Origin of the sequence: Shewanella sp. GXUN23E (genome assembly GCF_050865035.1) — a bacterium.
Classification (GTDB): Bacteria; Pseudomonadota; Gammaproteobacteria; order Enterobacterales; family Shewanellaceae; genus Shewanella.
The window spans coordinates 24,030-38,222 of record NZ_JBOZWP010000027.1 but is presented as its reverse complement, the minus strand read 5'-3'; the positions used below and the strand labels follow the sequence as shown (position 1 = coordinate 38,222).

Here is a 14,193-nt window from a genome sequence, read left to right as displayed (position 1 = left end):
GCTGGTGGCAAGACTCCTCTGAATGAGCCTTATCCGTCTCAAAATCGATGCGTTTCGCAATATTGATTCAGCCCAGTTGCTGCCAGGCACCGGGCTGAATTTGATCTATGGCCAGAATGGCAGTGGCAAGACCAGCATACTGGAAGCTATTTACTTTCTGGGTATGGGGCGCTCGTTTCGCAGTCATCTGTCACAGCGGGTAATCAACACAGATGCCGAGCAGCTTACCGTGTTTGCTGCGATAGCCCAGCCACACGGCGAGGGAAAGGTTGGCTTTCGTCGCAGCCGTAATGGTGACACCGAGGTGCGCATCAATGGCGATAAGGTGAAGCGCCTGTCGGTGCTTGCTGAAACCTTGCCGATACAGGTGATCACCCCGGAAAGTTTTTCCCTGCTGTTTGAAGGCCCCAAAGCCAGACGCCAGTTTATCGACTGGGGGGCGTTTCATGCTGATCCCAATTTTTATCTGGCATGGACCAATACCCGGCGGATCCTCAAGCAGCGCAATCAGTTGCTTAGAGATGGTGCCAACTACGCCAATATCCAATTCTGGGACAGGGAGCTGGTGCGCTATGCCGAGCAGGTCACTGATATCCGAAACGCTTATGTAGACTCGTTAAATGAGCTGTTAAAGGGTATAATCGGAGAGTTTTTACCACGGGTTTCTGTTAAGGTGTCTTTTACCCGTGGCTGGGACAGTAAAACGGATTTGGCTCAGCTACTTGAACACCAATATCAACGTGATCTGTCGCTTGGACACACAGTCAGCGGTCCCCACAAAGCAGACTTGAGACTGCGGGTAGGAAATCTGCCCGCACAGGACGCTTTGTCCCGTGGGCAACTGAAATTGTTGGTGTGTGCACTGCGCATTGCCCAGGGCAAATTGCTCAAGCAGCAATCAGACAAAAACAGTATTTATCTGGTGGATGACCTGCCATCAGAGTTGGACGCCGAACACCGGCGATTGTTACTGAAGCAGCTGACGGATACCGGCGCTCAGGTATTTGTCACCGCCATTGAGCCTTCAGCCATAGTCGACTCGCTCCACAGGGCTCCGAGCAGGATGTTCCATGTGGAACAAGGGCGTGTAACGCAAGTTGAATAAACAACGAGAGAATAATATGTCAGAGAATAGTTACGATTCTTCGAGTATTAAGGTACTTAAAGGCCTTGATGCGGTACGTAAAAGACCTGGGATGTATATTGGTGATACCGATGATGGCACGGGTCTGCATCACATGGTGTTCGAAGTAGTCGATAACTCTATCGATGAAGCCCTGGCCGGTTACTGCAGCGACATTACCATCACCATCCATTCCGACGGCTCTGTGTCCGTGCAGGATGATGGCCGTGGTATTCCGGTTGCCATTCACCCGGAAGAAGGGGTGTCTGCTGCCGAAGTGATCATGACGGTACTGCACGCCGGTGGTAAGTTCGATGACAACTCCTACAAGGTGTCCGGCGGTCTGCACGGTGTGGGTGTCTCTGTGGTTAACGCCCTGTCTGAAAAGCTGCAGCTGACCATTCGTCGTGAAGGCAAGGTGCACGAGCAGTTTTATACTCATGGTGTGCCTGATGCGCCTATCGCTGTGGTGGGGGAATCCTCCAAAACAGGTACCAGCATCCGTTTCTGGCCAAGTAAAGAAACCTTCACTGACACCCTGTTCCACTATGAAATTCTGGCCAAGCGTGTTCGCGAGCTGTCGTTCCTGAACTCTGGCGTGGGCATTCGTCTGGTGGATGAGCGTGACAACAAAGATGAATTCTTCAAATATGAAGGTGGTATCAGCGCCTTCGTAGATTACCTGAACCGCAATAAAACCCCGGTTAACAAAGACGTGTTCCATTTCACCGCCGAGCGTGAGGAAGATGGCATTACCGTTGAAGTGGCCATGCAGTGGAATGACGGTTTCCAGGAAAACATTTACTGTTTTACCAACAACATCCCACAGCGCGATGGTGGTACTCACCTGGCCGGTTTCCGTGGTGCCCTGACCCGTAACCTCAATAACTATATGGAGCGTGAAGGGTTCAACAAGAAAGGCAAGACCAATGCCACCGGCGATGATGCCCGTGAAGGTCTGACTGCGGTTATTTCCGTTAAAGTGCCGGATCCCAAGTTCAGCTCCCAGACCAAAGACAAGCTGGTTTCCAGTGAAGTGAAGGCTGCGGTTGAGCAGACCATGGGTGAGAAGCTGAATGACTATCTGCTGGAGAACCCTGCAGATGCCAAGATGATTGTTGGCAAAATCATTGATGCGGCCCGTGCCCGTGAAGCGGCCCGTAAGGCCCGTGAAATGACCCGCCGTAAAGGCGCATTGGATTTGGGCGGTCTGCCGGGTAAATTGGCTGACTGTCAGGAAAAAGACCCTGGTCTTTCCGAAATCTACATAGTGGAAGGGGACTCGGCCGGCGGCAGCGCCAAACAGGGCCGAAACCGTAAGAATCAGGCGATTCTGCCACTGAAAGGTAAGATCCTTAACGTCGAGAAAGCCCGCTTCGACAAGATGCTGTCGTCTCAGGAAGTGGCCACTCTGATCACTGCCCTGGGCTGTGGTATTGGCCGCGACGAGTACGATCCTGACAAGACCCGTTATCACAACATCATCATCATGACGGATGCTGACGTCGACGGCTCGCACATTCGTACGCTGCTGTTGACCTTCTTCTTCCGTCAGATGCCTGAGCTGATTGAACGTGGTTACGTGTATATCGCCCAGCCGCCTCTGTACAAGGTGAAGAAGGGTAAGCAAGAGCAGTATCTGAAAGACGAAGCAGCCCGTATCGAGTACCTGACCACTCAGGCGCTTGACAGTGCCAGCCTGTACTCTGCGCCGGGTACTCCTGGTATGACAGGTGAGCCGCTGGAGCGTCTGGTTAACCAATACCGTGAAGTGGAAGCTGTGATTGAGCGCCTGTCGTTGCGTTATCCTCAGGTAGTGACTGATCGCATGATCTATCATCCGGCGATCACCAAAGAGATGCTGGCAGACGAAGCAACGATCACCAAATGGTGTGAAGCTATGGTGAACGATCTTACCGAGCGTGAGTCTTCCGGCATTCTTTACAGTGCCTCGACTGTGATGGATCCTGAGCGCAACGCTTACCTGCCGCAGATTACTATCCGCAAGCACGGTATCGACACACACTATCTGTTCAGCTATGACTTCTTCCTGTCTGCTGACTATCAGCGTATTGCCAAAATGGGCCAGGCGCTGGATGGTTTGGTTGAAGAAGGTGGTTATGTGCAGCGTGGTGAGCGCAGTAAGGAAGTCAGTTCCTTCGTTGAAGCACTGGAATGGCTGATGAGCGAATCCAAGCGTGGCCTGTATATCCAGCGCTATAAAGGTCTGGGTGAGATGAACCCAGAGCAGCTGTGGGAAACTACCATGGATCCCGAGCAGCGCCGCATGCTGCAGGTGACTATTGAAGATGCTATCGGTGCCGATCAGCTGTTCAATACTCTGATGGGTGACCAGGTTGAGCCTCGTCGTGACTTCATTGAAGCGAATGCACTGAATGCAACTCTGGATATCTAAGTATTAATATCCTGGTTTGAATAGCGTTTGAGTCAATCATCGTTGTTATAAAAGCCGGCCTTTGGGGCCGGTTTTTTTATGGAAATTGGCGGCCGGATTTTCAGTGGTAAACATTGCCGTCTTCTATACTGACTCATATGAATTCAGGGTCTGGTGCTCTGAATGAATTAACCGGGAAGCGATTATCTTGTTCAAAAAAATAATGAAGTCAGTTTTTAATGTCAGAGATGACAAACAGCTGAAAAATGAAGATGCATTCAAAGGACCACAGCAAAAAGCTGTCGTCCAGCAATCTGCCGCCAATAAGCCCAAAATTCCGCAACCAGGAGTCAGGCAACCCGTTGCTGCCGCTTTGGCAAGCCACATCGATGTGACCGCATTGTTTTACAGCCTGCTGTTTCAGGTCGGCGCCGATGATACCGGTGGTGTCGCCAATACGCTTGAAAAACGGGTGATTGACGCTGTGACCGAGGCACTGGCTTCGCCCCAGATTATTGCGGACAGAGTTCTGTCTTTACCCAGCCGGCTGGTGGAGTTGGACCGGCAGTTAAAATTGCCTGAGACCGATATCAATCAGATCCTGGCGTTAATTCAACAGGATCCGGTATTGAGTGTTGAAGTGTTGAGACTGTGTAACTCTCCGGCATTCAGGCGATCCAGCAAAGAGATTACCGGACTGCAGCAAGCGGTTGTGCAATTGGGCAGAGAGCAGATCCGCCAGCTGGTAACCTCCTGTATGGTGAAGGAGATGATGGCGATTAAACCCATTTATTTTCGCCGTTTTGGTGCTCAGATATGGCGTCATTCACAACAGGTTGCCTGGCTTGCAGGGCAATTGGCTGACAAAGACCTGGCTGATGATGCCTTTTTGATTGCGCTGCTGCATGATGTGGGAAAGATCGCCATTTTTAAACTCATGTTGGATGCTTTCGCCAGGGCGGAACCCGGCGAACAGCCAAGTTCATCGTTGTTCCGCCAGGTGATGACGGCACGTAGTCTGTCATTAAGCGCGGTACTGACCAAGTGTTGGGGGTTGCCTGATACCATTACCGAGACCTTGTCCGATCTGGCTGCTCAGGATGGGATATTACAGGACGGTATCGCCAGAGTGATTTGGCAGGCCAACCTGATCAGTGAGATTGCCATGCTGCATGAAGCGGGCAGACTTGAGCCCAATATATTTGTCGCTCTGTTAAACCGGGCGGGAGTATCTGAGCAGGAGTTTGAACTGTTCAATGTAAGATTGAAGGAAATTACCGAATAAAAAAACGCGCCGTCTGGCGCGTTTTTCTTTTATCAATAACGGGTTATCGTAAACCGGTCATCAATATTTAGTCACTGTTACTGCAGCAGCGAGATATCAGCGACATGCAGGAACTGCTCTCGCAGTTGATTCAGCAGTGCCAGGCGGTTGTTACGCAGTGCCATATCATCTGCCATTACCATCACATCTTCGAAGAAGGCGTCAACAGCATTTCGCAGGCTGGCCAGCAGCGTCAGCGCCTGCTGGTATTCTCCGGCGGCAAACAGCGGCGCCAGTTGTGGCTGCAGCTCGGCCAGCTTAGCGGCCAGCGCCTGCTCGGCAGCTTCAGTCAGCAGCTGAGGCTTGATCTCGGTAGGCAGTTCACCTTCGACCTTGGCAAGGATGTTGGATACCCGCTTGTTGGCCGCAGCCAGTGCCAGTGCTTCATCCATGGTGCGGAAGTGCGCCACAGCCAGGATACGGGCATCAAAGTCTGCCGGACGGGTAGGGCGACGGGCCAGCACTGCCAGGATTACATCAGTGCTGATGCCTTTGTCCTGGTACCAGGCGCGGAAACGGGCCATCAGGAACTCCAGTACCTCTTCACCCGCATTGGCATTGGTGAGGTTGTCACCATGCAGCTCAATACCTTTGGCAATCAGTTCGACCAGATCCAGTGGCAGCTTGTTTTCCACGATAATACGCAGCACTCCAATGGCGGCGCGGCGCAGGGCAAATGGGTCAGCAGCACCTTTTGGTGCTTGGCCTATACCGAAGATACCTGTCAGGGTATCCAGCTTCTCAGCCAAGGCTACAGCACATGATACGCCGGCTGTCGGTACGGTATCACCGGAGAACTTAGGCTTGTACTGCTCTTCCAGTGCCATCGCCACAGCTTCGGTTTCACCGTCCAGACGGGCATAGTGCATGCCCATGGTGCCCTGGGTGTCGGTAAACTCCATCACCATGTTGGTCATGAGGTCGCATTTGGACAGCAGACCGGCACGCTCAGCATCCGCTATGTTGGCGTCGATACCGGCAGCGATAAAGCCAGCCAGCTTGGAGATGCGCTCCACGCGGGCTTTCAGTGTGCCCAGCTTCTGTTGGAATACCACGGTTTCCAGGCTGGCCAGACGGGACTCCAGTGTTTGTTTCTTATCAGTGTTAAAGAAAAACTCGGCGTCAGCCAGACGAGGGCGAACCACTTTCTCGTTACCAGAGATAATCTGCTGAGGGTCTTTGGAAACAATGTTGGATACGAAGATAAAGTTAGGCAGCAGTTTGCCCGCTGTGTCGAACACCGGGAAGTACTTCTGGTCACCCTTCATGGTGTATACCAGTGCTTCGGCAGGAACGGCCAGGAACTTGTCTTCGAAAGAGGCGGTCAGCACTACTGGCCATTCAACCAGAGAGGTCACTTCTTCCAGCAGATCTTCTTCGATATTCGGGATACCGCCAATCTGCTCAGCCGCTTTCAGTGCATCGGCTTTGATGATGGCTTTACGGGCTTCGTAGTCAGCCATGACCTTACCGCGCTCCAGCAGCGCAGCCAGATAGTTGTCGGCATGATCCAGTTCGAAGCTGGACTCACCCATAAAGCGGTGACCGCGCACTGTGCGGGCAGATTCAATGCCCAGCAGCTCGCCGGCAATCAGTTCATCACCCATCAGCATGGTGACAGTATGCACAGGGCGGATAAACTGAGTCTTGTTGGCACCCCAGCGCATCGGCTTGGGAATGGGCAACTTGTCCAGGGCGCGCTGTGCCATGGCCGGTACCAGAGTCTTGGTTTGCACGCCTTCTACTTTGGCGCGGTACACCAGCCACTCACCTTTATCGGTTGCCAGACGCTCGGCCTGATCAACGGTAATGCCATTACCACGGGCCCAGCCTTCGGCGGCCTTGGTTGGCTTGCCTTCGGCATCGAACGCGGAGCTGACAGCCGGTCCACGCTTTTCTACAACCTTATCTTGCTGGGCGACGGCCAGGCCATCGATCTTCAGCGCCAGACGGCGTGGAGCCGCAAACCACAGGCTTTTTTCAAACGCCAGATCAGCTTTGTTCAGCTCTTCTGTGAAGTTAGCCAGAAAAGATTCAGCCAGTGTACGCAGGGCTTTTGGTGGCAGCTCTTCGGTGCCAATTTCAATCAGCAAATTTTGATGTTTCATTGATTTTACCTCTACTTACACATAGGGAAGCCCAGAGCCTCACGGGACTGGTAATAAGCTTCTGCAACGCCCTTGGCCAAAGTTCGAACGCGCAGGATATAGCGCTGACGCTCAGTAACAGAGATGGCGTGACGGGCATCCAACAGGTTGAAAGCATGAGAGGCTTTCATTACCTGCTCGTAGGCTGGCAGAGGTAAAGGTTTTTCCAGCGATAGCAGGTGCTGGCACATCTTTTCGCATTGATCAAACATCTGGAACAGGAAGTCTACATCAGCATGTTCGAAGTTGTAGGTAGACTGTTCGACTTCGTTTTGATGGAACACATCACCGTAGGTGATACGGCCCATTGGACCATCGGTCCATACTAGGTCATAAACGCTGTCTACGCCCTGAATGTACATGGCCAGACGTTCCAGACCATAGGTGATCTCACCGGTGACCGGGGAGCATTCCAGACCGCCGACCTGCTGGAAGTAAGTAAACTGAGTCACTTCCATGCCGTTGAGCCAAACTTCCCAGCCCAGACCCCAGGCGCCCAGGGTCGGGGATTCCCAGTTGTCTTCCACAAAGCGGATATCGTGTACTTTGGTATCAATACCCAGCGCTTCCAGCGAGCCAAGATACAGCTCCTGAATATTGTCAGGAGATGGCTTGAGAACCACCTGAAACTGATAGTAGTGCTGCAGACGGTTAGGGTTGTCACCGTAACGACCATCGGTAGGACGACGGGAAGGCTGTACGTAGGCACTGCTCATTGGCTCAGGGCCCAGAGAGCGCAGGAAGGTTTGCGGATGGAATGTACCAGCGCCCACTTCCATGTCTAAAGGTTGGACAATTGCACAGCCTTGCTGCGCCCAATATTCCTGCAGGGTCAGAATGAAACCCTGGAATGTTTTCACGTCGTGTTTGCTAGTCATATTACTGCTGTCAGGCTGTATATAGAAAATGGTTCAGATTATACCTTGTCGCTCAGATCTGATGTAGGTTAATTTTTAACGTATTAGCCAAAATTTTTGAAAGAAGCGCCAGGAAGGTAGCTGACGAAAGCCTGATATTTTTGTCAGGAGAGTTTGTCTGTGTCCGCCTGACGTTTTGTTGCAGAGGGATCCATATGCCGGAAATTAAACGTTGTAGCTGGGTAACCAGTGACCCCTTGTATCAGGATTATCATGACAAAGTGTGGGGGAGACCTGTTTATGATGCCCGGGAGTTGTTCGCCAAGCTTTGTTTGGATGGGCAGCAGGCTGGGTTATCATGGTTAACCATACTTAAAAAGCAGGGTAACTATGAGATGGCTTTTGTTGATTTCGATCCTTATAAAATAGCTGAGTTCGATCAGGCTAAAGTTGAAGAGTTGTTGCAGAATCCAGGGATCATCAGAAACAGGCTCAAGGTTAATTCTATTATTCAGAATGCAAAGGCGTACATTGCTTTTGTTGAAGCGGGAAATGACTTCAGTCGGTTTCTTTGGGATTTTGTTGGCGGTAAGCCGATACAGAATACCTATAGCCGGGAAGACTCATTGCCTGCACAAACTCCTGAGTCAGAGGCAATGTCAAAAGCACTGAAGAAGTTGGGCTTTAACTTTGTTGGCCCGACAATTGTGTATGCTTTTATGCAGGCTGTTGGAATGGTTAACGATCATCTGGTGGATTGTCATTGCTATCAGGAGTGTCAGGCGTTAGCCGGTTCATTCCGGAAATGAACCAACACCGGCCAACTCAACACTGAAAGTAGATTTGTAGCCTTGTGGTTGGTGTATCTGAATTTACCGTTGTTTTGCGTAATGCGTTTGGGATAGAAAAGGGAGTGTTCCACGTGAAACACTCCCTTTATTTGCTTCTGACTTCAAGCCATCAAATCGGCAATCTATCAATTTTCGAAGAAGAAAGGTTCGCGTTTGCGTTGCTCACCGTTGAGTTCATTCATGGTTTCTGCATCGTACAGTTTGCCGTTTACCATGGTATAGATCACTCGGTCGGTTACCCGAATATCTTCCAGTGGATTTCCGTCTATGACAATTATGTCTGCCAGCTTGCCCGGGGCCAGTGAGCCCAATTGATGATCCATGGCAAAGTGTCTAGCTGGATTGATTGTGGCTGTTTTGAGTGCTTCCAGGTTGCTCATTCCACCCTGAGCGAACATCCAGATTTCCCAGTGTGCAGCCAAGCCTTCACGTTGACCATGGGCCCCGATATTGGGCTTAATGCCAAGGTTATTTACTTCATTGGCAACACGGGCCACATTAAAGTGGTTGTAGTGTTCATCCGGAGCTGTCGGACGGCGCATGGAGCGGGCATCCAGAATATCATGTGGAACGTATCTGGACAGGCGCGGGTGGGCCCAAACATCAGTTTTGTCATACCAATAATTTTCCCCAGCAATACCACCATAGGCGACAACCAGGGTGGGAGTGTAGCCAACTTTCGTCTGACTCCAGAACTGCTTAATATCATCATAAATAGCGGCAGTAGGCAGTGAGTGTTCAATACCGGTATGACCGTCAGCAATCATGGTCAGGTTGTGTTGCAGCAAGCTGCCACCTTCAGGCACAACCATCATTTCCAGTTCTCGTGCCGCTGCAATAACCTGCTGACGCTGATTACGACGTGGCTGGTTGTAGCTCTTCACACTGAAGGCTCCCACTTTCTTGAGTCGCTCCAAATGGAACTTGGCGTCATCCAGTGAGTCAATGTGAGAGGTATAGCCGGGCAGGTTGGCTCCATACAATATTGTGCCGGTACTGAAGATACGTGGCCCGGCAATCTTGCCAGCCTTTTGCAACTCAGAGGCGGCAAAGATCTCTGTGGTGTCACTTGACGGATCGTGGATGGCGGTGACACCCAAAGCTAAACCTGAATACAGTTCCCAGTTTTGCTGGGGAATAATTTCACTTTCTCCCTGAGCGCCGTGGGCGTGGGCATCAAACAAGCCAGGCATAATGGTTTTGCCGCTGATATCGTAGACCTTGGCATTGTCAGGAATCACTGTGTTGCTGTCGCCAACAGCGATAATTTTGTTATTTTCAACCACTACCACGCCATTTGGGATTATCTGATTGTTGTCCTCGCCATCCATGGTAATGACTTGTCCACCAACAAATGCAATGGTTCCACGTGGAACATCCGCGGCTTGTTCGAAGCCGATGGAGGTAACTTTGGTCTTTGTTTCGCTATCTGACAGGTAGCTGCTATCGATGGCGGCCTGATATAACTCAGGGCCAAGCGTCCAATAGAGAGAGCGATTATCACCACCCCAACTGATACTTTCACCGGCTCTTGTGCTTAGTTGGCTCACTGGCAGGTTATCTGCTTTGGGACCTATCTCTATGGTCTCACCATGCTTGGCAAAAGGCGTGACATAAACCCTAAAGCGTTCGGCAAAAGCCAGATGCTCGCCATCTGGGCTGATACGGAATTCAGTGGCATGCTTGCTGGTGTAGTGGGTACGCTTCTCGTGGCCATTGATATTGATGGAAGAGAACTGTGGCGTCTCGCCAGACTCCATAAAGTAAACCCGCTCAATGTCACTGCCAAACTGAGGTTGGAAGCCGGAGGTCGCAATCTTGGTCAGGCCATTACCCTTTATGTCTACCCAATACAGGCCGGGATCTGCTGACCAGGTCCTTGGTGTGATATAGCCGCCTTTCTCTTTGCGGAAAACCACAGCGTTGCCATCGGGACTGAAGGTTGGTTCAACATACTTACCTGGTTCATTGGTCAGATTTATGATGCGGTTACGTTTGACGTCTATGACTTTAACACTGCCTTGATCCCTGTCGTTCCAGGTAGTAAATACGATGCGCTTACCATCGCGTGACCATTGTGGAAACAGCTCGTTCTGACTGCTATCCAGTTTGGTAAGACGCTTAACCTCACCATCAGGTAATGATTTTAGCCAGAGTTTTCCTAACGCTTCGTAGACGACTTGCTTCCCGTCTGGAGACACCTGAGCCATACGCAGCATCTTGACCGGAAACACGGCTTTATCCAGATCCTGAGTAAAACGTACCGCAGGCTGCACATCCATCTGGGTTTCGACAGTAAAAGGGACTTGTTCAATTCTGCTATCGTCGATATTCAGTCTATTAATTTTACCTTTGGCCCAGAACAGGATTTCCTCACTGTCGGGCGTCCATGACATGGTGGGGTAGACGCCGTGAATGGCCCAGGTCTCTTGCATATCACGGTCAAGATCGCCATGGAGTTTCTTGGTTTCGCCGGATTTCAAATCCAACAGGTACAGGGAGGATTGAAAACCATCACGTTTTATATAGGCCAGTTTCTTGCCATCCGGGCTTGGCGTTGGCCGAATTGCTCCACCGGTCCCTTCAAGCAGCACTTCAATATCGCCGGTTTGAGTATCATAACGCTTGATTTTGTAGATGCCCTTTACTGAGTCCTTGGAGTAGTGGAAGGTCTTCCCTGGGGTGTCATCCTGGCTGAAGTAGATGTAGCGGCCATCCGGTGAGTAGGCTGGCTCTCCTAAGTCCTTCTCTTCGTTAGGGCGCTCCGTCAGCTTTACGCCGGTGCCCCCTGCAACATGGTATAGCCACACTTCCCCGGCACCCAGACTGCGGCTGGCGGTAAAGTGCTTACGGGCAACCAGATACTGCGAATCAGGGCTCCAGGCAGGGCTGTTGAGCAGGCGGAAGGTTTCTGAGGTAATGGCCCGAGGATTGCTGCCATCAGCCTCCATGATCCAGATATTGTCACCGCCATCTTCGTCCGAGGTGAAGGCGATGTATTTTCCATCCGGGCTGTATACCGGTTGCATCTGCCAGGCAATGCCTTTAGCCAGTACCTCTGCTTTGCCACCTTTCGCCGGGATGCGATAGATGTCACCCAGCAGATCAAACAGAATGTATTTGCCATCGGGTGACATGGACAGGTTCATCCAGGTGCCTTCATTCACACTTATCTTTACTTGTTCGAGTGGTGCGTTTGCCGGTGCATTGACTTGCCAGTCATTGTTGTCAGCCTTTGCTGCTGGACTGCCCAACAGTAGTGCCAACGCGAGTGAAACGGGTGTGAGTCTTGTGGGGGTCATATCTGCGGTCCTGCTTTCATTATCATTTTTGTCTGGTCATCCTGATCAGGTGAATAAACACTCTGCTCATTTTTTCTGCACCGGTGTTATCTCATAAATTGGTAATATTGAGTACCCCGCATTTGCAACAACTTGGTTTCAATTTAATTAGACAATAAAAAAGGGACTCATATTGAGTCCCATGGGATATACCAGTGCAGTCAGATGATTGAGAGCTCATCCTGAACAGTTATCTGGCCAGGAGAAATAACCCTGCAGGTTACACCGCCTCGCCAACCTACGGCCAGTGCAGCTTCCAATCCGACACATGCCTGCTCCATTTTTCTACAGGGATCTGTCTCCCCTGTAATCTCTAACACCAGATCGCCAATGCGTACTTGTTGCCCAACCAGTGATTCGTTAAATTCCAGGCCATCAACCATGATATTGGCTCGGCGGACGGTCCACGGGAGCTCCTGGTTTACTTGTTCACAGGCTGCTTGCCATTGCTGTCTGGATATCAGGGTCACTTGACGCTTTCCGGGTTTACCATAGATATCCTGACCTACTCCTGATTCCCTGGTAACCAATGCCGTTTGAACTTCGAGCATGGCTCCTCGCTTTTGTGTTTTGAAAGCAATAGCAACAACCTGTGGCATATCAAATTCCTTATGAAAGACCTTTTTTTATCAAATAACGATAGGGCAGCGCATCCGTTTGACTGGCAATCAGAGTGTGGTCCATGAATTGGCAAAAGCTGGGAATGTCTCGGGTTGTCGCTGGATCATCAGCAATAATCAGCAGGGTTTCTCCTTCTGCCATATGACGAACGGTTTTTCGTACCATCATGACAGGTTCCGGACATCTCAGTCCCAATGCATCCAATTGATGTTGAGCAGATTCAAATACGTCGCTCATATTACCTCTGTTTAAGCGGACTGACTGATTGCACAATATTACTGCAGAGCCATTGATAAACCAAGGTAAGGGGAGTGGTTCCACGTGGAACATTACCACCTGACAATATTCAATTCCTGATGGCGTGAGCTTTCTTGGCTGACTTGGCTTTATACATAAGTTGATCCGCCTGGCTAATTAATTCAGCTACAGTGGTCAGTACACTGGCTTCCTGACAAACCATGCCGAAACTGATCTCCAATCCTTCTGTTCTTGCGATCAGTTCCTGGAATTTTGTTGAGAATGAAGATGTGAGAGCATCCAGGTCGGTGCCTGGGCGCAGGATAAGAAACTCATCGCCTCCTATCCGATAGCATTGGTCACCTTCCTGTGCCATCGTCCTGATAATATCGGAAAGTTGACGAAGCACTTCATCTCCCCGGTCATGTCCTTCAATATCATTGATTTCTTTGAAGTTGTCTATGTCGATATACACTGCTGCCAACGGGATATTACGGCGTTTGCAGCGGGCAAACAGCTTTGGGCTTTGATTGTTTAAACAGTAGCGGTTATTCAGTTGGGTCAGGGTGTCGGTATTGGTCAGGCGGGTAAGTTCAGCATTCAACGCTTCAACTTTTTCGGCATATTGCTGCGATCTGTTTCTTTCATTCTCCACTTCTGCCATCAGCGCATTGTGATAAGTCTCGATAATTAAGCTGGTATCGAATGTCAGCAAGCGGTCCAGGGCGAAGCCAATCATTTGAGTCTGTTCTGATGTTAAGTGGGGGTTTTCAATAAAGAGTTTAATCATCTCCCCTTTTAGCAAAGACAGTCCAGACAGAAACATCCTGACATCGACCCCAATGCGTTTATGAACCACGCCAATTCTGAGGCGATAGTTCACGTATTCCATATCGTATTCACCTAAAAAAAGTGTCTCGATATATTCAGTCAAGGAGGATTGCAAACGGGACAGGGTTTGCGCATCCCCAATCAGCAGCGCTGCTTTGGCATCATTCAGCTGCTCTTCGTAAAACACGCAGGTTAGCCGGCTGATATTGTCCATCACCAAATCATGTACGGACTGCAAATGCCTGCTGTCTGAAGGCATAACGCCAAATTGCCGCTTGAGATCCTGGAGCTGCATCTGTTCAGATAAAAATTTGGTAGCTCTTTGTTTGGGGAGAAGTCTGTGCATCGTCATTTCCGCTGATGTGGCAATTTTCTAAGTAAAGTTCAGCCGACGATGAATTGCATCTGTGTGATTTAATTGATTGTTATATCTCGAAATGGCACTGGGCAACCATAGTGGTTTGTC

10 protein-coding genes are annotated in these 14,193 nt (G+C 50.4%); 4 read left to right on the top strand and 6 right to left on the bottom strand.

Features of this window, described 5'->3' with window-relative positions:
- Nucleotides 1-22: 22 nt before the first annotated feature.
- The 3 genes from recF to ACRRUX_RS18580 all read left to right on the top strand — a co-directional run bounded on the left by recF (nt 23) and on the right by ACRRUX_RS18580 (nt 4,803).
- Complete coding sequence (gene recF / locus ACRRUX_RS18590; RefSeq protein ID WP_432533234.1) at nt 23-1,105, top strand: DNA replication/repair protein RecF; 1,083 nt, start codon at nt 23-25, stop codon at nt 1,103-1,105.
- A 16-nt stretch (nt 1,106-1,121) separates the two neighbouring features.
- Nucleotides 1,122-3,539, top strand: a complete 2,418-nt coding sequence (gene gyrB / locus ACRRUX_RS18585) for a DNA topoisomerase (ATP-hydrolyzing) subunit B (protein ID WP_432533231.1) — start codon at nt 1,122-1,124, stop codon at nt 3,537-3,539.
- A 187-nt stretch (nt 3,540-3,726) separates the two neighbouring features.
- On the top strand, nt 3,727-4,803 hold the full coding sequence (locus tag ACRRUX_RS18580; RefSeq protein WP_432533229.1) for an HDOD domain-containing protein: 1,077 nt from the start codon (nt 3,727-3,729) through the stop codon (nt 4,801-4,803).
- Nucleotides 4,804-4,880: 77 nt separating this feature from the next.
- On the opposite strand, the gene glyS is transcribed toward ACRRUX_RS18580, so the two are convergent.
- Both glyS and glyQ read right to left on the bottom strand, forming a co-directional pair.
- Nucleotides 4,881-6,950, bottom strand: coding sequence for a glycine--tRNA ligase subunit beta (gene glyS / locus ACRRUX_RS18575; RefSeq protein WP_432533226.1), 2,070 nt, complete (start codon nt 6,948-6,950; stop codon nt 4,881-4,883).
- An 11-nt stretch (nt 6,951-6,961) separates the two neighbouring features.
- Nucleotides 6,962-7,867, bottom strand: a complete 906-nt coding sequence (glyQ, locus tag ACRRUX_RS18570; RefSeq protein ID WP_432533223.1) for a glycine--tRNA ligase subunit alpha — start codon at nt 7,865-7,867, stop codon at nt 6,962-6,964.
- Nucleotides 7,868-8,061: 194 nt separating this feature from the next.
- Here glyQ and ACRRUX_RS18565 point away from each other — a divergent pair, with 194 nt between their 5' ends.
- Nucleotides 8,062-8,655: a DNA-3-methyladenine glycosylase I gene (locus tag ACRRUX_RS18565; protein WP_432533220.1), complete on the top strand. Its 594-nt coding sequence runs from the start codon at nt 8,062-8,064 to the stop codon at nt 8,653-8,655.
- A gap of 167 nt (nt 8,656-8,822) precedes the next feature.
- Here ACRRUX_RS18565 and ACRRUX_RS18560 read toward each other — a convergent pair whose 3' ends face one another.
- The 4 genes from ACRRUX_RS18560 to ACRRUX_RS18545 all read right to left on the bottom strand — a co-directional run bounded on the left by ACRRUX_RS18560 (nt 8,823) and on the right by ACRRUX_RS18545 (nt 14,073).
- Nucleotides 8,823-11,999 carry an amidohydrolase family protein gene (locus ACRRUX_RS18560; RefSeq protein WP_432533218.1) on the bottom strand — a complete coding sequence of 1,059 codons (3,177 nt, stop codon included), beginning with the start codon at nt 11,997-11,999 and terminating at the stop codon, nt 8,823-8,825.
- A 200-nt stretch (nt 12,000-12,199) separates the two neighbouring features.
- On the bottom strand, nt 12,200-12,637 hold the full coding sequence (locus ACRRUX_RS18555; protein WP_432533215.1) for an MOSC domain-containing protein: 438 nt from the start codon (nt 12,635-12,637) through the stop codon (nt 12,200-12,202).
- 10 nt (nt 12,638-12,647) lie between these two features.
- Entirely contained in the window at nt 12,648-12,896 is a 249-nt protein-coding gene (gene tusA / locus ACRRUX_RS18550) for a sulfurtransferase TusA (protein ID WP_432533212.1), read from the bottom strand.
- A 109-nt stretch (nt 12,897-13,005) separates the two neighbouring features.
- Nucleotides 13,006-14,073, bottom strand: a complete 1,068-nt coding sequence (locus ACRRUX_RS18545; protein ID WP_432533209.1) for a GGDEF domain-containing protein — start codon at nt 14,071-14,073, stop codon at nt 13,006-13,008.
- Nucleotides 14,074-14,193: the final 120 nt, after the last annotated feature.

Excerpts from the sequence above, each read along its gene's own strand:
- glyS (WP_432533226.1), bottom strand. The coding sequence starts at position 6,950 with ATGAAACATCAAAATTTGCTGATTGAAATTGGCACCGAAGAGCTGCCA.
- ACRRUX_RS18545 (WP_432533209.1), bottom strand. The coding sequence starts at position 14,073 with ATGCACAGACTTCTCCCCAAACAAAGAGCTACCAAATTTTTATCTGAA.
- glyQ (WP_432533223.1), bottom strand. The coding sequence starts at position 7,867 with ATGACTAGCAAACACGACGTGAAAACATTCCAGGGTTTCATTCTGACC.
- ACRRUX_RS18560 (WP_432533218.1), bottom strand. The coding sequence starts at position 11,999 with ATGACCCCCACAAGACTCACACCCGTTTCACTCGCGTTGGCACTACTG.
- ACRRUX_RS18565 (WP_432533220.1), top strand. The coding sequence starts at position 8,062 with ATGCCGGAAATTAAACGTTGTAGCTGGGTAACCAGTGACCCCTTGTAT.
- ACRRUX_RS18555 (WP_432533215.1), bottom strand. The coding sequence starts at position 12,637 with ATGCCACAGGTTGTTGCTATTGCTTTCAAAACACAAAAGCGAGGAGCC.
- recF (WP_432533234.1), top strand. The coding sequence starts at position 23 with ATGAGCCTTATCCGTCTCAAAATCGATGCGTTTCGCAATATTGATTCA.
- gyrB (WP_432533231.1), top strand. The coding sequence starts at position 1,122 with ATGTCAGAGAATAGTTACGATTCTTCGAGTATTAAGGTACTTAAAGGC.
- tusA (WP_432533212.1), bottom strand. The coding sequence starts at position 12,896 with ATGAGCGACGTATTTGAATCTGCTCAACATCAATTGGATGCATTGGGA.